At 38.8% G+C, this 21,888-nt stretch carries 18 protein-coding genes; all 18 read left to right on the forward strand.

What is annotated here, in order from left to right; genetic code table 11:
* The 18 genes from dnaA to AC6R0T_RS00090 all read left to right on the forward strand — a co-directional run bounded on the left by dnaA (position 1) and on the right by AC6R0T_RS00090 (position 21,855).
* Positions 1 to 1,329: a chromosomal replication initiator protein DnaA gene (dnaA, locus tag AC6R0T_RS00005; protein WP_206902929.1), complete on the forward strand. Its 1,329-nt coding sequence runs from the start codon at positions 1 to 3 to the stop codon at positions 1,327 to 1,329.
* 385 nt (positions 1,330 to 1,714) lie between these two features.
* The gene (gene dnaN, locus AC6R0T_RS00010; protein ID WP_206902930.1) at positions 1,715 to 2,845 is read left to right on the forward strand and encodes a DNA polymerase III subunit beta; all 1,131 of its coding nucleotides are present in this window, start codon (positions 1,715 to 1,717) and stop codon (positions 2,843 to 2,845) included.
* A gap of 596 nt (positions 2,846 to 3,441) precedes the next feature.
* Positions 3,442 to 4,284, forward strand: coding sequence for a BglG family transcription antiterminator LicT (licT, locus tag AC6R0T_RS00015; RefSeq protein WP_206902931.1), 843 nt, complete (start codon positions 3,442 to 3,444; stop codon positions 4,282 to 4,284).
* Between the two features lie 157 nt (positions 4,285 to 4,441).
* Entirely contained in the window at positions 4,442 to 6,325 is a 1,884-nt protein-coding gene (locus AC6R0T_RS00020) for a beta-glucoside-specific PTS transporter subunit IIABC (RefSeq protein WP_303753661.1), read from the forward strand.
* A 36-nt stretch (positions 6,326 to 6,361) separates the two neighbouring features.
* The gene (locus tag AC6R0T_RS00025; protein ID WP_303753662.1) at positions 6,362 to 7,801 is read left to right on the forward strand and encodes a glycoside hydrolase family 1 protein; all 1,440 of its coding nucleotides are present in this window, start codon (positions 6,362 to 6,364) and stop codon (positions 7,799 to 7,801) included.
* 977 nt (positions 7,802 to 8,778) lie between these two features.
* Positions 8,779 to 9,021, forward strand: a complete 243-nt coding sequence (gene yaaA, locus AC6R0T_RS00030) for a S4 domain-containing protein YaaA (protein WP_206903063.1) — start codon at positions 8,779 to 8,781, stop codon at positions 9,019 to 9,021.
* The gene (gene recF / locus AC6R0T_RS00035; RefSeq protein ID WP_303753663.1) at positions 9,008 to 10,117 is read left to right on the forward strand and encodes a DNA replication/repair protein RecF; all 1,110 of its coding nucleotides are present in this window, start codon (positions 9,008 to 9,010) and stop codon (positions 10,115 to 10,117) included. Before yaaA ends, recF begins: the two co-directional genes overlap by 14 nt.
* A 28-nt stretch (positions 10,118 to 10,145) precedes the next feature.
* Positions 10,146 to 12,095 carry a DNA topoisomerase (ATP-hydrolyzing) subunit B gene (gene gyrB, locus AC6R0T_RS00040; RefSeq protein WP_206902935.1) on the forward strand — a complete coding sequence of 650 codons (1,950 nt, stop codon included), beginning with the start codon at positions 10,146 to 10,148 and terminating at the stop codon, positions 12,093 to 12,095.
* A 273-nt stretch (positions 12,096 to 12,368) separates the two neighbouring features.
* Positions 12,369 to 14,867, forward strand: coding sequence for a DNA gyrase subunit A (gene gyrA, locus AC6R0T_RS00045; protein ID WP_500559742.1), 2,499 nt, complete (start codon positions 12,369 to 12,371; stop codon positions 14,865 to 14,867).
* 561 nt (positions 14,868 to 15,428) lie between these two features.
* Complete coding sequence (rpsF, locus tag AC6R0T_RS00050) at positions 15,429 to 15,728, forward strand: 30S ribosomal protein S6 (RefSeq protein ID WP_173101904.1); 300 nt, start codon at positions 15,429 to 15,431, stop codon at positions 15,726 to 15,728.
* Between the two features lie 45 nt (positions 15,729 to 15,773).
* Positions 15,774 to 16,310: a single-stranded DNA-binding protein gene (locus AC6R0T_RS00055; RefSeq protein WP_206902936.1), complete on the forward strand. Its 537-nt coding sequence runs from the start codon at positions 15,774 to 15,776 to the stop codon at positions 16,308 to 16,310.
* Positions 16,311 to 16,333: 23 nt separating this feature from the next.
* Entirely contained in the window at positions 16,334 to 16,570 is a 237-nt protein-coding gene (gene rpsR / locus AC6R0T_RS00060) for a 30S ribosomal protein S18 (protein ID WP_206902937.1), read from the forward strand.
* Positions 16,571 to 16,645: 75 nt separating this feature from the next.
* The gene (locus tag AC6R0T_RS00065; RefSeq protein WP_526159500.1) at positions 16,646 to 16,858 is read left to right on the forward strand and encodes a hypothetical protein; all 213 of its coding nucleotides are present in this window, start codon (positions 16,646 to 16,648) and stop codon (positions 16,856 to 16,858) included.
* Positions 16,859 to 17,816: 958 nt separating this feature from the next.
* Positions 17,817 to 19,766, forward strand: a complete 1,950-nt coding sequence (locus AC6R0T_RS00070; protein ID WP_303753665.1) for a GGDEF domain-containing protein — start codon at positions 17,817 to 17,819, stop codon at positions 19,764 to 19,766.
* Between the two features lie 185 nt (positions 19,767 to 19,951).
* The gene (gene rplI / locus AC6R0T_RS00075; protein WP_206902939.1) at positions 19,952 to 20,404 is read left to right on the forward strand and encodes a 50S ribosomal protein L9; all 453 of its coding nucleotides are present in this window, start codon (positions 19,952 to 19,954) and stop codon (positions 20,402 to 20,404) included.
* A 312-nt stretch (positions 20,405 to 20,716) separates the two neighbouring features.
* Positions 20,717 to 21,037: a PadR family transcriptional regulator gene (locus AC6R0T_RS00080; RefSeq protein WP_206902940.1), complete on the forward strand. Its 321-nt coding sequence runs from the start codon at positions 20,717 to 20,719 to the stop codon at positions 21,035 to 21,037.
* Complete coding sequence (locus AC6R0T_RS00085; RefSeq protein WP_303753666.1) at positions 21,030 to 21,635, forward strand: DUF1700 domain-containing protein; 606 nt, start codon at positions 21,030 to 21,032, stop codon at positions 21,633 to 21,635. Before AC6R0T_RS00080 ends, AC6R0T_RS00085 begins: the two co-directional genes overlap by 8 nt.
* Complete coding sequence (locus AC6R0T_RS00090; RefSeq protein ID WP_230709807.1) at positions 21,625 to 21,855, forward strand: hypothetical protein; 231 nt, start codon at positions 21,625 to 21,627, stop codon at positions 21,853 to 21,855. The genes AC6R0T_RS00085 and AC6R0T_RS00090 overlap by 11 nt, the downstream gene beginning before the upstream one ends.
* Positions 21,856 to 21,888 lie beyond the last annotated feature (33 nt).

A 21,888-nucleotide genomic window follows, 5' to 3' on the forward strand; every position in this document is an offset into this window, starting at 1 on the left:
ATGTCATCATATGAAGCCTTGTGGCAAGAGGTGTTAAACAGCTTAAAAAATGACCTCAGCCCTGCCAGCTTTCAAGTTTGGGCAGAAAGTGCTAGTCCTCTTTCACTAAAAAACGATGAACTTTTGATCAAAGTCCCAACTAAAGTTCACCGTGATTATTGGGAGAAAAATTTAGCACCACGGGTGTTAGAAAACAGCTATCGCCTTTATGGCAGAGAAATTATGCCGGCTTTTATCACAGAAGATGAAGTGCAAGAAGAAATGCCTCAAGCAAAAGAGGAAAAAGTGGAAGAAAAAGTAGATCGTTCCATTATGTTAAACCCAAAATACACCTTTGACACTTTTGTTATTGGGCAAGGCAACCAGATGGCTCACGCTGCCGCTCAAGTTGTCGCGGAAGAACCCGGTTCAATTTACAACCCGCTTTTCTTTTACGGCGGTGTTGGTTTAGGGAAAACCCACTTGATGCACGCAATTGGGCACGAATTGTTAAAATATCGCCCCAATGCCAAAATTAAATACGTTAGTAGTGAAAACTTCACCAATGACTTTATTACCTCGATTAAAAATCGTACCAGTGAAGAATTTCGCCACGAATACCGCAGTGTCGATTTATTGTTAGTCGACGATATCCAATTTTTGGAAAATAAAGTTGAAACGCAAAACGAATTTTTCTATACCTTTGAAGAGCTTTACAAAAATAACAAACAAATCGTCTTAACCAGTGACCGCTTGCCAAGTGAGATCCCGACTTTGCCGGAACGTTTGGTTTCCCGCTTTGCCTGGGGCTTATCTGTCGATATTACACCGCCAGATTTGGAGACGCGAATTGCGATTTTGCGAAAAAAAGCGGAAGCAGAGCGTTTGGAAATCCCAGATGATACCCTAAGTTATATCGCCGGTCAAATCGACTCCAACATTCGCGAATTAGAGGGTGCACTTTTGCGGGTGCAGGCCTATGCGACGATGAATAATGCGGAAATCAGCACCAGTCTAGCTGCCGAAGCATTGAAATCTTTAAAGAGCAATGGCGGCGTTGCCCAAATTTCCATTTTGCAGATCCAAGAAGAAGTTGCAAAATACTATCACATTTCAATTAAAGACTTAAAAGGAAAAAAACGGGTAAAAAGTATCGTCGTTCCGCGGCAAATCGCCATGTATTTATCCCGGGAGCTGACTGATAACTCTTTACCAAAAATCGGCGCTGAATTTGGCGGCAAAGATCACACGACCGTCATCCACGCCCACGAAAAAATTCAGCAATTATTAGACAATGATCTGACAACCCAAACTGAAGTTTCAGAAATTAAAAATTTATTATTAAAATAAGCATGTGGATAAATTTTGACGTTTTCCATTTTTTATCCACAAGTTATACACAGTGGAAAACTCTTCCTGCGTCTTAGGTTTTGACACTTATCCACTGCTTCAACAGGCCCTACTACTACTACTATCTTTTTACTCTTAAATATAAAGGCATCCGCCTTCTTTTAACTTTGAAAAAAATGCTATAATCAGCATGAGTCATTTTTAGTTTTTAGCCGTAGTAAGCTAGGGAAAATTATTAAAAAAAGTAAAACAACATCAGCTACATTTTTCTAATTGCAATTATTTGTAAAAAGCAAAATATTTAAGTTTTGCAGTTTGTGGTGTTTAAACCTATTTTCCACCTGATAAAAAATTGTTACACATTAAAAAGATTGGAGTGCCATCTATGAAAGTCACAATGAATCGTTCTGCCTTTATGCAGGAATTACAAACTGTCCAACGGGCGATTTCTTCTAAAACTACTATCCCAATTTTAACGGGGGTAAAAATTGTTTTAACAGAACGCGGTTTAACCTTAACTGGGAGCAATGCCGATATTTCCATCGAGACATTTTTAGCCGTTGACAATGAAAAAGCGCAAATGCTGGTGGAATCAGCTGGTTCTATCGTGTTACAGGCACGCTTTTTTAGCGAAATTATCCGCCGCTTGCCAGAAGATACTTTCACGATGGAAGTTGTGGAAAATGAACAAGTTGCCATCACTTCTGGAAAAGCTAACTTTATGGTAAATGGCTTGGATGCAGATAACTACCCACATTTGCCAGTGGTAGAAAGTCGCGATCAATTAAAATTATCTGCACAAACCTTAAATCAATTAATTAGTGAAACTGTTTTTGCTGTTTCTGCCCATGAAAGTCGCCCAATTTTAACTGGGGTTCACTTTGTGTTAGAAAACAAGCAACTATTGGCAGTCGCAACCGACTCACACCGCTTGAGCCAACGGGTTATACCCTTGGAACAAGAAGCAGAGGATTTCAATATCGTTGTTCCCGGCAAGAGCTTGATTGAATTATCTCGTTCTTTAGCAGATGATGAAGAAGAAATTGCGATTAGCATTATGGAAAATCAAGTCTTGTTCCAAACTGAAAATATGCTGTTTTATTCTCGCTTACTGGAAGGAAATTACCCTGATACCAATCGGTTAATTCCAAGTCAATTCAATACTGAAATCGAATTTAGCGTGCCGAATTTCTTAGCAGCAATTGAACGGGCCTCTTTGCTTTCTCATGAAGGTCGGAACAATATTGTGCGCCTTTCAATTAAAGAAGATGCCGTGATGCTTTACGGTAATTCTCCTGAAGTCGGAAAAGTAGAAGAAGCATTAAATTATGAAAAAGTTAGTGGCGATCCGTTGGAAATTTCCTTCAATCCTGACTACATGAAAGCGGCATTGCGAGCTTTTGGTGATATGAGTATTACCATTCGCTTTATTTCAGCTATTCGTCCTTTCACATTGGAACCTACAGCTGGCCAAGCCAACTTTATCCAATTGATTACCCCAGTGCGAACCAATTAATTGCTAAAAATTAAATTTTGAAACGATAAACTGCCAAAAAGTACCCTCCTTAGTAAAAATAAAGTTTATTTTTGCTAAGAAGGTGAAATTTATTTGGCAGTTTTTTTGTTATGGAAAAATTTGAGAAACAATTTCTGAAAATTTTGCGCTTATTGCTGACGAGTAAAACGAGTTCGCAAAGCTTTTCTTTGATCCAGCTGCACAAACTATCCCGCTAAGAAATAAGTCAAAATTTCCAAAAATTTGAAGAAACAATTTCTGAAAATTCTGCGCTTATTTTTAGCGAGCTACGCAAGTTTGTTTCGCTTTTCTTTGATCCAGTTATAGGAACTAACTCGCGGCGACAATAAACCAAAATCTTTGCTAAATTTGGAAAACAATTTAGCAAGATTTCATTTTATTGCTTGCGAGCTAAACGAGTTCCGATAACTTTTCTGTCTGAAAAGGCTTGCAAATTATTTTTTACTGTGCTAGATTATGTCTAAGGATTGTTACTGTTTGGCAGGCAAAACCGGAATTTACCGCAAGTATCAAGGGGGAAATTCTAGGTTTTTTTATTTTGTCTGGAAATGAAGCAGACGCAGGGAGTGGGAAGCGTGGTAATTGAAAAAATTCTAAATAACAACATCGTCATGTCCCGCAATGAAGCTGGTGAAGAGGTCATTTATATGGGACGCGGTCTGGCTTTTGGTAGAAAAGTCGGGGATGTGATTGACGCTGGTGTGATTGAAAAAGAATTTATTTTGAAAGATTCGCTAACTTCTGGTCAATTTCAACAATTGTTTGCTGATATTCCATTAGAGGAAGTAGATTTAGTCAAGCAGATCGTCGACAATGCAGAGGAAAAATTGCAGCAAGAATTGTCGTCAAATATTTATCTGACGCTAACCGATCATATTCACTACGCATTGGAGCGTTGCAAAGAAGGAATTGAAATTCCCAATCCGCTTTTATTTGAAACCCGCAAATTTTATCCTAAAGAATTTGCCTTAGCCCAAGATGCGATCACTTTAATTAACGAAAAACTGCACGTGACTCTGCCGGAGTCAGAGGCGGGTTTTATCGCTTTTCACATCGTCAATAGTGAACAGCTGAATGCCGACGGCTCGATGCAACAAACGATGCAGGCAACAGAAATTGTGCGGGATATATTGCAGATTATCAGTCGTTTTTATGGTGTGGTTTTCCGCCAAGATTCCCTAAGTTATCAGCGGATCGTCACTCATTTACAATATTTTGCCCAGCGCTATTTAAAAGATGAATTAAAAGAAGAGCCCGATGAATTTCTTTTTGCTTTAATTCAGTCTAAATACCCGAAAGCTTTTCAAACGGTGCAGCGTATCAATGATTATTTAGTTAAAACGTATCAAAAACCCCTGGGAGAATCTGAGATGATTTATTTGACGATTCACATTCAGCGGGTGGTTTCAGAGGAATAAACATTCAATCAATAACGGATTGTTACTGTACGGCAGGCAAAACCCAGATTGAAAAGACAAAGATACCAGATGATTTATTTTATTTGGGATCATGTTTTTTCTATCTGGGTTTTTTATTTTTTTTAAAACAAATTGAAAATGATAAGGAGAGAAAAAAATGAGTAGTAATGAAGAAATTGCAAAACGCGTCTTAGAAGCTGTTGGGGGCAAGGAAAATGTGAATAGTGTGGTACATTGTGCCACCCGCTTGCGCTTTAAATTAAAAGATGAAGGCGTTGCGGACACGCAGCGTTTAAGTCAAGATGACGATGTTATTCAAGTGGTACAAAAGGGTGGGCAATATCAAGTCGTTATCGGCAGTCACGTTGGTGATGTTTACCGAGAATTAAACGGTATCGCTGATTTTAATAATGAAAAAGAGGCCGCACAGGAAAAAGGTGGCAATATTTTTGACCGTTTAATTGATATTATTTCTTCTATTTTCACCCCATTTTTAGGAGCAATGGCTGGAGCTGGGGTATTAAAAGGCTTTTTGACTTTGGCTTTGACTTTAAATTGGGTGAGCGATACTTCTGGTGTTTACGTCGTTTTATGGGCGATTGCTGATGGTTTATTTACGTACTTGCCAGTGATGTTGGCTTTTACGGCGGCTAAAAAATTCCGTACCAATGAATTTTTGGCAGCGGCACTAGCAATGGCATTGGTGCATCCTTCCATTACTGCTTTAGCAGGGCAAACGTTAAGTTTTCTAGGCCTGCCGGTTATTATTGGAGCAAGTGCTTATACTTCTTCTGTTATTCCAATTATTTTAGCTGTCTTTTTACAAAGTTATGTTGAAAGATTCTTTAAAAAAGTTATTCCGAGTTTCTTACAAACCATTGTTGTGCCACTGGCTATCTTTTTAGTGATGGCACCTTTAACTTTTATTGCAGTGGGTCCTTTGGGTACGATTTTAGGGAACGCATTAGGTAGCGGTTATGACGCGATTTACAGTTTTAGTCCAATTATCGCCGGTGCTGTGATGGGTGGTTTGTGGCAAGTCTTTGTAATGTTCGGGATGCATTGGGGCTTTGTACCGATTATGATGCTGAATTTAAATCAAGTAGGTTTTGACACGATGACACCGATGCTATTACCAGCTGTTTTAGCACAAGGTGGTGCAGCCTTAGCAGTTTTCTTTATGACCAAAAATGTGAAGTTAAAAGGATTGGCATTATCTTCTACTATCACATCATTTTTCGGTATTACAGAACCAACTGTTTACGGGGTTAACTTACCGCTTAAAAAACCTTTTATTGCAGCTTGTATCAGTGGGGCTGTTGGGGGAGCATTTATCGGCTTTTTCCAAGTCAAAAATTACGTTTTTGGTTTAATTAGTTTGCTTAGTTTGCCAGGTTTTATTCCCCAAGACACGAAAGCTATCACAGGTTTAATGATGGCAGCTATTGGTACTGGGATTGCCTTTGTTTTAGGCTTTGTTTTAACATTTGTCTTGCGTTTTGACGATCAAGTGGAAGTAAAACAACTAGCTGCGGCTGATAAAGCAGATACAGTCACTCCAGTGGCACAAGAATTAGCAAGTGGTCATACGATTATGTTAGCAAGTCCTTTGAATGGTGAGGTTTTACCTTTGACCCAAGTAAAAGATCAAGTTTTTTCTTCTGGTGCACTTGGAAAAGGTGTTGCCATTGAACCAACGGAAGGAAAGTTGTATGCGCCAGCCGACGGAACTGTCACAACACTATTTCCAACTGGGCACGCAGTAGGAATTACCACAGATGAAGGTGCTGAAGTTTTAATGCATATTGGCATGGATACTGTCGAATTAGATGGCAAAGGATTTACGATTAAAGTACAACAAGACGATCAAGTCAAAAAAGGAGATTTATTAGTAGAATTTGATTTAGCTGCAATTAAAGCGGCTGGTTTATCTACGATCACACCGATTGTGATCACCAATACGAATAGCTTTATGGACGTTTTGGATATGGATCAAAAAGAAGTCATTCACGGGGAAGATTTTTTAACTGTGGTAAAATAAAAATAACAAATCATTCAACAAACAAGGAGGAAAATCATGACAAAATCAGTATTCAAAGAAGGTTTCTTATGGGGTGGTGCAACAGCGGCCAATCAATTAGAAGGAGCTTATCAAGCTGATGGCAAAGGCTTATCAGTAGCCGATGCGATGCCTGGTGGAAAACAACGCTGGTCTATTTTAGCCGGTGCAGAATTTGACTGGGAAATTGATGAAAATAACTATATTTATCCCAATCATACAGGGATTGATCATTACCATCGCTTCAAAGAAGATATCGCTCTTTTTGCCAAAATGGGTTTCAAATGCTATCGCTTTTCGATTGCGTGGTCCCGCATTTTTCCAAATGGTGATGAAACTGCACCAAATGAAGCCGGCCTGCGTTTTTACGATGAATTAATTGACGAGTGCTTAAAATATGATATTGAACCTGTCGTGACAATTTCTCATTATGAAATGCCACTGCACTTGGCTAAAAAGTATGGTGGTTGGAAAAATCGTGAATTAATCGCTTTTTACGAAAATTTTGCGACGGTGGTTTTAAACCGCTACTACCAAAAAGTAAAATATTGGATGACCTTTAACGAAATCAACTCTCCTTTTGAACTACCTGCTTTAAGTATGGGGATGGTCAAAAGTAATGGCGGTGGTGATTGGCAAAATATTTTCCAAGCGTGGCATCATCAATTTGTAGCTAGTGCTAAAGCAGTTAAAATTGGGCATGACTTAGATCCTCATTTGCAAATCGGCTGTATGATTATTTATGGGACAAGCTATAGTTATGATGCTAATCCCATCAATCAAGTGGCAACCATGATCCAAAATCAAGAGTTCAACTATTTTTGCGCGGATGTTCAAGTTAGAGGGCAATACCCGGCTTATGTAAAACGGATGTTTGAAAAATACAACGTGCAGCCGCTAGAAATGAAAGCAGATGATCTAGCTTTAATTGCCGCCCATACAGTCGACTACATTGGCTTTAGTTACTATATGTCAACGGCGATTAACGAAACGACGACCGCTGAAAAAGTACAAGGGAATATTCTAGGCGGCGTGAAAAATCCATTCTTAAAAGCTAGCGACTGGGGCTGGCAAATTGATCCAGATGGTTTGCGTATTGCGTTAAATGAATTGTACAACCGTTACGAAAAACCACTTTTCATCGTTGAAAACGGCTTAGGCGCATATGATGAAGTAGATGAGAATTTCTACGTTGCTGATGATTACCGCATCGATTACTTGCGCAAACATATTAAAGCAATGGGCCAAGCCGTGGCAGACGGTGTCGATTTAATGGGCTACACACCGTGGGGCTGTATTGATTTAGTCAGTGCCTCAACAGGCGAAATGAGCAAACGCTACGGCTTTATTTACGTGGACAAAGACGATGAGGGTCAAGGAACTTTCAATCGTTACGAGAAGAAATCTTTTGACTGGTACAAAAAAGTCATTGCCACAAATGGTGCCGATTTAGTCTAAAAAATTGTAATGCAGACAACCAGAAAGCATCCATTCCTGAACTTTATCGGAATGGATGCTTTTTTTGTATTTTTGTATTACCGCCGCTTTTAGCTTTTCTTTGATCCAGTTATAGGAACTAACTCGCGGCGACAATAAACCAAAATCTTGCGAAATTTGAAGAACAATTTAGCAATATTTTATTTTATTGCTTGCAAGCTAAACGAGTTCCGATAACTTTTCTTTAGATCCAGCTTCAAGCACCAACTCTTCGGGAAAAATTCAAAAATTTGATTCTGATAAAGAGCATCAGCATCCAAATTTCCGACATTTTTCCAAAGAGTTACCCAGCGCTTTCAGCTTTTCTTTAGATCCAGCTGCACAAACTAGCCCGCTAAGAAATAAGTCAAAATTTCCAAAAATTTGAAGAGACAATTTCTGAAAATTCTGCGCTTATTTTTAGCGTACTGAACAAGTTTGTTTCGCTTTTCTTTGGATCTAGCATTGCGAACTAACTCGCTGCGACAATAAGTCAAAATTTCAAGAAATTTGGAAAACAATTTATTGAAATTCTGCCTTATTGCTGACGAGTAAAACGAGTTCGCAAAGCTTTTCTTTGATCTAGTTATAGGAACTAACTCGCGGCGACAATAAACCAAAATCTTGCGAAATTTGGAAAACAATTTAGCAAGATTTCATTTTATTGCTTGCGAGCTAAACGAGTTCCTATAACTTTTCTTTAGATCCAGCTTCAAGCACCAACTCTTTCAGCTTTTCTTTTTGCAATAAAATGAAAAACAACTGTATTACTTTCAGAAACTGCGAAATCTTCTTAAAAGGGCATAAAATCGTTTTTGCGGGTTTTTTATCTTTTCGGATAAAAATTATCTAAAAAGATTAAAACTTCTTAGAAGTGAAAAAAACTGGGGAAAATTTGTTTTCTTCCTTAAAAAACGGTATAATAAACCTAACTGTGACTGGAGAAACGAGGGATGAAAATGAAAGCAAAAATCGCAATCACAGGAGACTACATGACCTTAGGACAAGTGCTAAAAGAAGTTAATGTGATTTCCAGTGGCGGACAAGCCAAATGGTATCTGGCTGAGAATACCGTTTTAGTTGACGGAGAGATTGAAAATCGCCGTGGCCGTAAGCTTTATCCAGGGATGATGGTAGAAATTCCCGACGAGGGGACTTTTTTTATGGCGCAAGCACAGGAAAAAGATAATGCGCCTGAATAATCTTTCTTTGCAGCACTTTCGCAATTATTCTGAGCTTGCGCTTCATTTTCCGCAAAATTTAACGATTTTTCTAGGAGAAAATGCGCAGGGAAAGACGAATATTTTGGAGAGTATTTATGTTTTAGCCATGACGCGAAGCCACCGGACCAATAATGAACAAGAGCTGATCGAATGGGGATCAGATTTTGCCAGCGTCAAAGGTGAGGTGCAAAAAAATCACAGTAAAGTGCCGTTAGAACTTTTGTTAACCAAAAAAGGCCGTAAGACCCGCATCAATCACATTGAGCAAAAAAAGTTGAGTAGTTATGTGGGTCAATTAAATGTGATTTTGTTTGCCCCAGAAGATTTGGCTTTGGTCAAAGGTAGTCCTGCTTTACGGCGAAAGTTCCTCGATATGGAAATTGGCCAGATTGATCCGATTTATTTATATGACCTCGTCCAGTACCAAAACGTTTTAAAGCAACGCAATCAATATTTAAAACAGCAAAAAAAAGTCGACATGCTTTATTTGAGCGTGTTAGACGATCAGCTGGTGGATTTTGGCAGCAAAGTTTTGTTAGCCCGCGCCAAGTTTGTCAAACGGCTAGAATATTGGGCTAATTTGTTGCATCAAAAAATCAGTCATGAAAAAGAGAATTTGACGCTAAGTTATGTCTCTACGATTGATTTTAGTTTAGAAGATGATTTAGAAGTGGTTAAGACGCGTTTTAAGTCTGTCTTGGAGAAAAACCAAGCAAGAGAATTGCAGCGCTTGACGACGCTGTCAGGACCCCATCGTGACGATTTGAGTTTTGCGATTAATGAAATTGATGTGCAGATTTATGGCTCACAAGGACAGCAGCGCACAACAGCCTTAAGTGTTAAATTGGCAGAAATTGATTTGATGCAAGAAGAAACCGGTGAATACCCGATCTTGTTACTAGATGATGTAATGAGTGAATTAGATGATTCCCGACAGCTGCATCTTTTAGAGACAATTGAAGGCAAAGTTCAGACTTTTCTCACCACCACGACACTTGATCATGTCAAAAATAAAATGACCGTGACGCCAACCATTTTTTATGTGGAAAAAGGTCACTTAAGCACTACGAAATAGATTATAAAAGAAATGAGGATCCCCATAGATGACAGAAGAAGAAAAAAGCTTAATTGAGCGTGCCAAGGAATATGACGCCAGTCAGATTCAGGTCTTAGAAGGTTTAGAAGCGGTACGCAAACGTCCTGGGATGTATATCGGCTCTACTAGTTCAGAAGGTTTACACCACCTTGTCTGGGAAATCGTCGATAATTCCATCGATGAAGCCTTAGCGGGTTTTGCTACTAAAATTCAAGTTATCATTGAAGAGGACAATTCCATTACCGTAACCGATGATGGTCGCGGAATTCCGGTTGATATTCAAGCTAAAACTGGTCGTCCCGCAGTAGAAACTGTTTATACGATTTTACATGCCGGCGGTAAATTTGGCGGTGGCGGCTACAAAGTTTCCGGTGGTCTTCACGGTGTGGGGGCTTCTGTTGTTAACGCCCTTTCCACAAAATTGAGAGTTAAAGTTTACAAAGAAGGCAAAGTTTATTTCCAAGAATATCGTCGCGGTGCTGTTGTGGATGATTTGAAAGTCATTGATGAAACAGATAAGCACGGGACAGAAGTTCGCTTTTGGCCAGATCCAGAAATTTTTACTGAAACGACAGTCTTTAACTTTGATAAATTGGCGACCCGTGTGCGGGAATTGGCCTTTTTAAATCGCGGCTTGAGAATCTCCATTGAAGATCGTAGAGAAGAAAAACCGGTCTTAAAGGAATATCATTACGAAGGCGGGATTAAAAGCTATGTGGAGCATTTAGACAAAAATAAAACAGTCTTGTTCCCAGACCCAATTTATTTGGAAGACCAACAGCAAGATATTGCCGTTGAGGTTTCTTTGCAATATACAGATGGCTATCACATGAATATTTTAAGTTTTGCCAACAACATTCATACGTATGAAGGCGGAACCCATGAATCAGGTTTTAAAACAGCTTTAACCCGGGTTATTAATGATTATGCCCGCAAGCAAAAAATTATGAAAGACAACGATGACAATCTTTCCGGTGAAGATGTGCGGGAAGGTTTGACAGCAGTTATCTCGATTAAGCATCCAGATCCACAATTTGAAGGACAAACCAAAACGAAATTAGGTAACTCTGAAGTTAGAACGATTGTTGATCGTCTATTTTCAGAACACTTTATGAAATTCTTGATGGAAAATCCAACGGTCGGCCGTCAAATCGTCGACAAAGGGATGCTCGCTTCAAGAGCACGTCAAGCAGCTAAACGCGCCAGAGAAATGACACGACGCAAAGGTGCTTTAGAAATTAGTAACCTGCCAGGTAAATTAGCGGACTGTTCTTCTAATGATCCGGAACGTTGCGAATTATTTATCGTCGAAGGAGACTCTGCCGGCGGTTCAGCAAAACAAGGTCGTAACCGGGAATTTCAAGCGATTTTACCAATTCGCGGTAAAATCTTGAACGTGGAAAAAGCTTCCATGGATAAAATTTTGGCTAACGAAGAAATTCGTTCACTCTTTACAGCAATGGGTACTGGTTTTGGTGCTGATTTTGACGTATCAAAAGCTCGTTACCACAAATTAGTTATCATGACTGATGCCGATGTCGATGGTGCCCACATTCGGACGTTGCTATTGACCCTGTTTTATCGTTACATGCGTCCGATTGTGGAAGCAGGATACGTATATATCGCACAACCACCGTTGTATGGTGTCAAACAAGGAAAAAATATCACCTATGTACAGCCAGGTAAAGATGCCGATGAACGTTTGCAACAAATTATGAACGAATTGCCAAAAACACCAAAACCAACCATTCAACGGTACAAAGGTTTGGGGGAAATGGATGACCATCAATTATGGGAAACCACGATGGACCCAGATAATCGTTTGATGTTGCGGGTTTCAGTGGACGATGCGATCGAAGCAGACCAAGTTTTTGAAATGTTAATGGGTGATCGCGTGGAACCACGCCGCGCCTTCATTGAAGAAAACGCCCACTATGTACAAAACTTGGATATTTAAGCTTGTTTTTTGAAATTCTTTTGAAATTATGATGAGGCTTTACCTTTTTTGCAATCTAAAATGAGGTCGTCATGATCCATTTGATTTTGCCAAAGGTTAAAGCCAATCAATTATTTTTGCTAGAAAAGTCGAGTTTAAACAACAACAGCATTTTTATTTTAGCGCTGCTAAAGGCAGTCAAAGACCGCTGGTGTTGTTTAAACATCTCAGTTAGGAGTGAAACACTTGGAAGATAATAAAGCCCATATTCATGACGTCAATTTGAGTAGTGAAATGAAAAACTCATTTATCGATTACGCCATGAGTGTTATTGTAGCGCGGGCATTGCCAGACGTTCGGGATGGTTTAAAACCGGTTCACCGCCGGATTTTATATGGGATGAATGAATTAGGTGTAACACCAGACAAACCCCATAAAAAATCAGCCAGAATCGTCGGGGATGTTATGGGTAAATATCACCCCCACGGCGACTCTGCGATTTATGAGTCCATGGTACGGATGGCGCAACCATTTAGCTATCGTTATATGTTAGTAGACGGGCATGGTAACTTTGGTTCTGTCGATGGTGACGGGGCCGCTGCTATGCGGTATACCGAAGCTAGAATGAGTAAATTAGCTTTGGAAATGTTGCGAGACATCAATAAAGATACGGTTGATTTCACCAGCAACTACGATGATACCGAACGTGAACCAGAAGTTTTACCCGCAAGATTTCCTAATCTGTTAGTTAACGGAACTACTGGGATTGCTGTTGGGATGGCAACCAATATTCCACCTCATAATTTAAACGAAGTAACCGCAGCGATTAATTTATTAATGGAAAATCCGGACGTGACAACCAATGAACTGATGGAAGTTTTACCCGGACCAGATTTCCCAACCGGTGGTTTAGTCATGGGTAAATCCGGTATTCGCCGTGCCTATGAAACAGGGAAAGGTTCCATTACCGTGCGCGGTCGCGTTGAAGTTATGGACATGCCAAACGGCAAAGAACGAATTTTAGTGACAGAATTGCCTTACATGGTCAATAAAGCGAAATTGATTGAACGTATCTCCGAGTTACATCGAGATAAACGAATTGAAGGCATCACGGATTTACGGGATGAATCAAGCCGTGAAGGGATGCGGATTGTCATTGACGTGCGCCGGGATGTTTCAGCTTCTGTTATTTTGAATAACCTTTACAAATTAACAGCGCTGCAATCTTCTTTTGGCTTTAACATGTTGGCTATTGAAAAAGGCGTACCAAAGATTTTAAGCTTAAAACGCATTTTGGAAAACTATGTGGAGCACCAACAAGAAGTGGTGACTCGCAGAACAGCCTTTGATAAAGCTAAAGCAGAAGCCCGTGCTCATATTTTAGAGGGCTTGCGGATCGCCTTAGATCACATTGATGAAATTATTGCGATCATTCGTAGATCCAATACCGATGATGAAGCTAAAAATACTTTAATGGCAAAATTCGAATTGTCCGACCGCCAAGCGCAAGCGATTTTAGATATGCGCTTACGTCGTTTAACCGGTTTGGAACGGGACAAAATCGAAAAAGAATACCAAGAACTATTGGCTCTAATTAAAGATTTAGCTGACATTTTAGCGCGTCCAGAACGCGTAAATGAAATCATTCAAACTGAATTAGGTGAATTAACCCAACGCTTTGGAGACAAACGCCGGACAGAACTTTTAGTCGGTGAAGTGCTAAGTTTAGAAGATGAAGACTTAATCGAAGAAGAAGAAGTTGTGATTACATTGACTAACAACGGCTATATCAAACGACTAGCCAACAGCGAATTTCGCGCGCAACGTCGTGGTGGCCGTGGCGTTCAGGGAATGGGTGTTCACGATGAAGACTTCGTGAAAACTTTAGTTTCTTGTTCAACTCATGATACATTGCTATTTTTCACCAATGCCGGTAAAGTTTACAAAGCCAAAGGATATGAAATTCCAGAATACGGCAGGACTGCAAAAGGAATTCCAGTTATCAACTTATTAGGTATTGATTCTGCCGAAAAAATTCAGACAATTATTGCGGTTAGTGGTCAAAGCGATAATAAATATTTGTTCTTTACGACCTTATTAGGGGTAGTAAAACGAACTTCTGTGGATGCCTTTAGCAATATTCGCAGTAACGGTTTAATTGCCATTAATTTAAAAGAAAACGATGAATTAGTCGATGTTTTAGAAACAAGCGGCGACGACACCATGATTATTGGTACCCATGCTGGTTATTCGGTTACCTTTAAAGAAGAAGCTGTCCGCGATATGGGACGAACGGCTTCAGGTGTTCGGGGGATTCGCTTAAGAGAAAATGATTTTGTCGTTGGCGTTTCAGTTATCACAGACGACAAAGAAGTATTGGTGATTACAGAAAACGGTTATGGCAAGCGCACAGCAGGCGCTGAGTACCCTGTCAAAGGTCGTGGGGGTAAAGGGATTAAAACTGCCAATATCACCCCTAAAAATGGTCCATTAGCTGGTTTAACGACAGTTGGTGGTGACGAAGATATTATGCTTGTAACCAATAAGGGTGTTATTATCCGCTTTAACGTTGCTTCTGTTTCACAAACCGGTCGCGCAACATTAGGTGTCCGCTTAATGAAACTAGAAAACGATGCGAAAGTAGTCACGATGGCTGCTGTGGAAGCAGAACCAGCAGAACCAGAAACAGAGTCAGTTGAAACGACGGAAACGTCAGATGAAACAATTGATGCTAAGGCAGATACAAATAGCCCAGCAACAAATGATGCAGGCGATGAAGATTCCGCTGAATAAAAAAATTCATTGCAACACCCCTCGCAAAAGAGAAAGTTTTGCGAGGGGGGTTTTTTTACAATTAACGAGAAGGAAGAGATCAAATTTTAAGGAAATTTGAAGAGCGGTGTATGGAAGGCTCGGCTTATTACTGGTGAGTTGAGCGAGTGCATTCAGCTTTTCTATAATTAAATGCGATTAAGAAAATGCAAATTGTGGAAAAAATTTTTGAACGCATTTTTTAAAAGTTATCCACTGTGGAAAACTGATTTTTTTATTTCATTTGTATTTAAAATTTTGAATCGTTTTTAGTAAAGACTGATACTGGTGCGATTGGTTGTAGTCTTATAGCAGGGTAATGGGTTAAGCGAAAAAATCTGCTGAATTTTTTGTCTAGATGAAATTGAACAAAAATAGCGTAGATAATGATGGAGACGTTGAAACAAGCTTAAGCTGCCAATAAAAAACTCTTGCGCAAATGGCCTTTTTCCTGTATAATTCTACTTTGTGAGTAGTCTCAATGATACTCTCTCTGCTCTTAGGAAGCTAAGGGCCTAAAGTCCATAGGGAGGTGAAAAATCAATGGAAAACACGAAGTATGAAATCATGTACATCATTCGTCCAAACATTGATGAAGAAGCAAAAACTGCTTTGATCGAACGTTTTGATGCAATCTTAAAAGACAACGGCGCTGAAGTTGTTGAATCAAAAGATTGGGAAAAACGCCGTCTAGCGTATGAAATGAACGGATTCCGTGAAGGTATCTATCATATCGTCAAAGTTACTTCTCCATCAGATGCTGCAGCGATCAATGAATTTGACCGTTTAGCAAAGATCAACGACGGAATTTTGCGTCACATGATCGTTAAGGAAGAAGCTTAATATTGTTTCACGTGAAACAAATCTATGACGAGGAGATGAACCGGTTTGATTAACAATGTCGTTTTAGTCGGTAGATTAACAAAAGATCCTGATTTGCGCTACACAGGCAATGGTGCTGCAGTTGCGACTTTTACTCTAGCAGTAAATCGTAATTTCACGAACCAAAGCGGTGATCGCGAAGCAGATTTTATCAATTGTGTAATCTGGCGTAAACCAGCCGAAACTTTAGCAAATTATGCCCGCAAAGGAACGCTGCTAGGAGTTACTGGCCGCATTCAAACTCGGAATTATGAAAACCAACAAGGTCAACGTGTTTACGTGACTGAAGTGGTTGCTGAAAACTTCCAATTATTAGAATCACGTTCTGCCAATGAACAGCGTCAACAAAGTGGCGGTAGTACTACCACGAATGGTGGCGGTGGTTTCAACAATAATTATGGTGGTGCCAGCCAACAAAACAATTTTAATCAAAACCAACCTTCTCAAAACAACGGAATGCCGAGTTTTGATCGCGACACTTCTGATCCATTCGGGTCTGACGCATCAACCATCGACATTTCAGACGATGATTTACCATTCTAAGCAATTGATAGGAGGGAAATAGGATGGCACAACAAAGAAGAGGCGGACGTAAACGTCGCAAAGTAGACTATATCGCAGCTAACCACATCGAACACATCGATTACAAAGATATCGAATTGTTAAAACGATTCATTTCAGAACGCGGTAAAATTTTACCACGTCGTGTAACTGGTACTGGCGCGAAAAACCAACGTAAATTAACCGTAGCAATCAAACGCGCACGGATTATGGGCTTACTACCTTTCGTAAGCGAAGACTAAAAATTATTTTAAGAGGTTGAAAGAAAAGTCATTTTGACGATTCTTTCAACCTCTTTTTTTGTCTAGCAAGAAAATATGAAATTTCATGAGAAAAATATTGATTTGACTGTCGCCTGCTGTCTAGCTCCATACATAACCTTTTGGGTAGCAATCAATCAAAAGATTGAGAAATTTGAGGAATTTTTATTGAAATTCAATATTATTTTGGCGTGTAAGCAACGTTGCACAGCTTTTCATGCTAGCCCAAATAATTTAGCTTCTCCTATAAGCCTAGAAAAGGAATATTAGAAGTTAAAGTACTGGAAATTTTACTACGTGACAAATAAAATAGCTTATAAAATTAGTCCTTTTAATTTGCTTTATTTAATACTTGAAGAGGAAATTTTTAAGCTTATTCCTTACTTTCAGGCTGCTCCATTTGCAAACTTTGTTTTTTTATAGTTAGAGATTCAGTTACTTGAAATAGATAATTCAAAATTTGTAAAAGAAAATAATCTGTCCAATTTAAAAAAATTGAAAGTCAGGCAATAGAAAAAAAGCTCAAATTCACCTATTTATCCACAATTTTAAAAATAGCACAATCCAGTGTTAGATCGCTAAAAACCCGCAAGATAAACACAAAATACCAAAAAACTTATCCACACTGTGGAAAACTATTCTATTTGCTAATAACGAGAAAAATAAGTTTGTGTAAAGTAGCGCAAGCTGATTATACAGCAGTTGAATACTTATGCATGTAATTTTAAAATGTTATTTAAAAAGATTGCATAGCCGATTACTATTAATACGAATTTTGTTAAAAAATATCGGTAATGACTATTCTTTGCGCTAAATTATAAGTAAGGAGTAGCTAAAGTGAAAAAATGCTGAACTATTGCAAGGAGGTAATACGTTACTCCCAGAAGATAATCAAATGATAGTGTAACTAGTCATAGTGTAACTCTTGACAGTCAGCTACGGTCTTACGGCCTGTTTGTAATTTTAAAAATGTTTCATGTGAAACATTTTAAAAGGGGAAATGTAGTTCAGTCGCAATGTTTCACGTGAAACATTTGATTGCTGCGCATAAAAAGACTAAAAATCGCGCTATTATAGGATTTATGATAAAATGAAGGGTAGCAAAATGAAATGTTTGCTGGTTTTGTTAGAGAATATTTTTACGTCAGTCAAATTGTTTACGTGAGGTAACCGTCTTACTTAAAAGCAATAAGATAGGATGAAATGACGTTAAAATGAGGAGTAAACTATGAAAAAATACCCTTTTCTAAAAGTGATGGTGCTAGTTTTCATTGTAGAATTCATCTGTTTGGTGTTTAATCCCAATTTATGGGTGAACCTGGTTCTTTTTGCTGCGATAAATGTCTTTGTCTATTATGTTTATTATACGTTGCAAAATTTACAAGCTTTGACAGATGATCAACGAATTCGAAAATCGGCACAAATTGCTATTGATAACTCTAAGTTTTTGTCTAGTGTTTCCCCTTCGATTATCTTTATTTATCAGCCAAAAACGTTTCGTTTGGATTGGATGAATCATCGGGCATTAGATTTGAACGAACAAGTAGGGCAAGATTTGCTGTGGGATAAGACGTTGAAGCCGCTTTTAGTCGGTAGTAAAGACGAGGGTACGTTGCGAGTTTCTGATAAAAGTTTTGAATATATCATTGACCGGCAAAAAAATATTGTCTTTTTACTAGATAAAACGACAGAAGTCGCTGCGCAAAATTATCAAGCCAATCAACAAACCGCAATTGGCATTATCTCAGTTGATAATTACGATGACGTTGTAGATAAAATGGATGCCAAAGAGACTTCGTACTTAAACTCGTTTGTGACGACCTTCATCTCCGATTGGTCAGATGAATACGGTATTTATTTGAAACGACTGAACGCGGAACGTTTTTATTTTGTGGCCCACGCCTCTGATATTAAGAAAATGGCACAAGAACAGTTTTCTTTATTGGATAAGATCCGGACAGCAGCCGAAGAGCAATCTATTCCTTTAACAATTAGTATGGGAATTAGTTATGGCGATCAAACCGGTGAAAAAATTGGGGAAGTTTCTCAAACTTGTTTAGATATTGCTTTGGTACGCGGGGGCGATCAAGTTGTAGTTAAAGAAGCCAACGATGAAGCGAAGCCGAAATTTTATGGCGGAAAGACTGCCAGCGTTACAAAGAGAACACGCGTTCGTTCGCGAGCAATGGGAACTGCGCTGAATAAAATTTTAGCTGCTGCTGAAGATATTTATATCATGGGGCATCGTTATCCGGATATGGATGCGATTGGTTCAGCCTATGGTGTGGCGACCTTAGCCGATTTTCAAGGGAAAACTAGTTATGTGGTCATCAATGAAAATGAATTGATTCCTGATGTGGAACGCTGTTTACAAGAGATCCATAAAGACGAAGAACTAGAAGGCCATTTAATCTCGGTTAAACAGGCTCTAGGACAGATTAAGCAAAATAGCCTACTTGTGATGGTGGATTACCACAAACCGTCGCTATCGATCTCTCAGGAGCTTTATGAGAAATTTGACAAGGTAGTGATTATCGATCATCATCGCCGGGGCGAAGAATTCCCGACACAACCCCTGTTGACCTATATTGAATCTTCCGCTTCTTCTGCTTCGGAATTAGTAGGAGAGTTAATTCAATATCAAAGTAGCACCAAAAAACAAATGGATAAAATGACTGCGACGTTATTATTAGCCGGAATTTTTGTCGATACGAAGAATTTTTCTGTCCGTACCAGTTCTAGAACTTTTGACATTGCAAGTTATTTAAAATCAAAAGAAGCCAATGGTGAATTGGTGCAATACATCCTAAGTTCGGATTTAACTTCATTTTTAGAGATTAGTGAATTGGTTTCAAAAAGTGAATTTATCGATCAAGATATTGTGGTGGCTTGCGCTAGTGAAGATAAGATTTACGATAGTGTAACGACTGCCAAAACAGCCGATACCTTACTTTCTATGAATGATGTTCAGGCTTCTTTTGTAATCACGAAGCGCCAAGATGGATTAGTTGGTATTTCGGCGCGAAGTAATGGCAAAATCAATGTCCAATCTATTATGGAAGATTTGGGCGGTGGCGGTCATTTTACCAATGCGGCCACACAAATCAAAGAGAAATCCCTTAACGAAGTGAAAACAATGCTTTATAATGAGATACAACATAGTCTAAAACAAGAATAATTGCTGCTGTCTGAAATTGTTTTACAGTAACAGCAAGAAAAAAACAGTTTAAAACAGCGGGATTATAAAAATTTAGGACTTGATTTGACCTTTCACAAAATGCATAATGTCAGAAAATTTTTAGCCTGACTGGCAGATGTCTGTAAACAAGGTCGAATAAACAGCTTTACAAGGAGGAAATTAACATGAAAGTTATTTTTTTAGCTGATGTAAAAGGTAAAGGTAAAAAAGGCGAAATCAAAGAAGTACCCACTGGTTACGCACAAAACTATTTAATTAAAAATAAATTGGCACAAGAAGCCAATAAAGGAAATGTCGCTGAATTAGCAGCCAAAAAGAAAGCGCAAGACAAGCACGATGCTGAAATTTTGGCCGAAGCAAAAGCATTAAAAGAAACATTAGAAAAAGAAGAAACAGTGATTGAATTAAAAGCCAAAGCTGGCGAGGACGGCCGTCTATTTGGGTCAATTCCTTCAAAACAAATCGCCACTGCTTTGGAAAAACAATACAATGTCAAAATTGACAAACGCAAAATCGAGTTGGAAAATCCAATTCGCTCCCTTGGCTTCACCAATGTGCCGGCTAAGTTGCATCCTGATGTCGTCGCAACGTTGAAAGTTCATGTTGGAGAAGAATAAATTTTAACCAATAACGCTTTCTTGAAGTAGATCTACGGCAACAAGCCGAAATTACCGCGGAATTTAAAAATAAAACAGGCAAACAAACTTCCAACTGTAGATTAAAAATCGAATGTTTGGAAGTTTGTTTTTTTATCAAGACTGATACGATTTGCTGAGAAAATTAGGTTTCCAGCATGACACACAAGCTCTTTAAGCTTTCCTTCTCAGACCAAAGGCTGATTTTTATTCTTCGTAACAGAAAATAATTGCTCACTAATACTATGTCATGTATAGTATCAGGTGTAAGGTAATAATAAAGGCGGTGATAACTTGGATAGTCAATTAAAAAGAGGCCTATTGGAATACTGTGTATTGGCGTTTTTATTGCAGCAAGATTCTTATGGCTATGAAATTGTTAAAAATATCTCGCCTATCATTCACATCAGTGAGTCCACGTTGTATCCGATTTTGAAACGATTGGAAAAACAGCAGTTAGTTGAGACGTATAAAGAAGAATTTAACGGTCGATTACGGAAATATTATCGTATCACAGCAAAAGGGCAGCAGAATTTGAAGATTTTTTATAAGGGTAAAAAACAAGTTGTCTCAATTTATGAGTACATTGGAAGGAGTTTGACGCAAAATGGATAGAAGACAGTTTTTAGCGAATTTGATGGCAGCGTTGCCGGCAGGCGTCGATCAATTAGAAGCCTCAGAATTTATTGATTATTATGATGAAGTTATCCGAGATTTTATTGCAGATGGCTATACTGAAGCAGAAGCTGTTGCGATGGTAGGTGATCCGGCTGAAATCGTGGCACAATCTGAATTTTTCAAAGGAGATTTTTTGCGAAATACACCTCAAACTGCGGTGAAAAAAGTTGCACCTTGGGTAATTATTTTATTAATTCTCGGCTTTCCTTTGTGGGGCAGTTTAGCGCTAGCCGCGTTTTGTTTATTTATTAGTGCCTACATCATTTTATGGGTGCCCTTAATTATTACCGGCAGTTTCACCTTAGCTGGCGTTATCGGAGGACCCTTTGCAATGCTGACTTCTTTTTTTGCTTTTGGTGATGGTCTGGGAATTGGTTTGCTTCAATTTGGCAGTGGTGCATTGCTTTTAGGATTAGGTTTAATTTGTGGTGTGATTACTTGGAAAATTGGCGGTAGTCTTTTGAAGATCACCTTTAATTTGACCAAATTTATCATTGGCAAAATGAAAGGCCAGGTGACTGCTTATGGATTTTAAACGTATCGTAAAACTTGGCGTAGTTTGTATTGGCATAGGTTTTGTGTCTATTGCGGCAGCGTTTATCGTATCCGGTGGCGATTTACAGGCAATTTCTGGTGGCCATCAAGATGCTTGGTACCGCGTAATTCGTTTTGATTCTGATGATTTTAGCGACACAAAACATGAAGATGAATGGGAAAAAGTAGAACACAAGCTAGACAATATGTTTGAAGACTAAAACTGTTTCTCGGTGCAGTTTACTAAAATTAAT

This window comes from Enterococcus sp. S86.2 (assembly GCF_059834485.2).

What these genes read in the sequence shown, in the direction of transcription:
- AC6R0T_RS00025 (WP_303753662.1), top strand. Translation starts at nt 6,362, where the DNA reads ATGACAAAATCAGTATTCAAAGAAGGTTTCTTATGGGGTGGTGCAACA.
- gyrB (WP_206902935.1), top strand. Translation starts at nt 10,146, where the DNA reads ATGACAGAAGAAGAAAAAAGCTTAATTGAGCGTGCCAAGGAATATGAC.
- AC6R0T_RS00065 (WP_526159500.1), top strand. Translation starts at nt 16,646, where the DNA reads ATGAAATTTCATGAGAAAAATATTGATTTGACTGTCGCCTGCTGTCTA.
- gyrA (WP_500559742.1), top strand. Translation starts at nt 12,369, where the DNA reads ATGAAAAACTCATTTATCGATTACGCCATGAGTGTTATTGTAGCGCGG.
- rpsF (WP_173101904.1), top strand. Translation starts at nt 15,429, where the DNA reads ATGGAAAACACGAAGTATGAAATCATGTACATCATTCGTCCAAACATT.
- rpsR (WP_206902937.1), top strand. Translation starts at nt 16,334, where the DNA reads ATGGCACAACAAAGAAGAGGCGGACGTAAACGTCGCAAAGTAGACTAT.
- AC6R0T_RS00020 (WP_303753661.1), top strand. Translation starts at nt 4,442, where the DNA reads ATGAGTAGTAATGAAGAAATTGCAAAACGCGTCTTAGAAGCTGTTGGG.
- AC6R0T_RS00070 (WP_303753665.1), top strand. Translation starts at nt 17,817, where the DNA reads ATGAAAAAATACCCTTTTCTAAAAGTGATGGTGCTAGTTTTCATTGTA.
- AC6R0T_RS00090 (WP_230709807.1), top strand. Translation starts at nt 21,625, where the DNA reads ATGGATTTTAAACGTATCGTAAAACTTGGCGTAGTTTGTATTGGCATA.
- rplI (WP_206902939.1), top strand. Translation starts at nt 19,952, where the DNA reads ATGAAAGTTATTTTTTTAGCTGATGTAAAAGGTAAAGGTAAAAAAGGC.
- yaaA (WP_206903063.1), top strand. Translation starts at nt 8,779, where the DNA reads ATGAAAGCAAAAATCGCAATCACAGGAGACTACATGACCTTAGGACAA.
- dnaA (WP_206902929.1), top strand. Translation starts at nt 1, where the DNA reads ATGTCATCATATGAAGCCTTGTGGCAAGAGGTGTTAAACAGCTTAAAA.
- recF (WP_303753663.1), top strand. Translation starts at nt 9,008, where the DNA reads ATGCGCCTGAATAATCTTTCTTTGCAGCACTTTCGCAATTATTCTGAG.
- AC6R0T_RS00085 (WP_303753666.1), top strand. Translation starts at nt 21,030, where the DNA reads ATGGATAGAAGACAGTTTTTAGCGAATTTGATGGCAGCGTTGCCGGCA.
- dnaN (WP_206902930.1), top strand. Translation starts at nt 1,715, where the DNA reads ATGAAAGTCACAATGAATCGTTCTGCCTTTATGCAGGAATTACAAACT.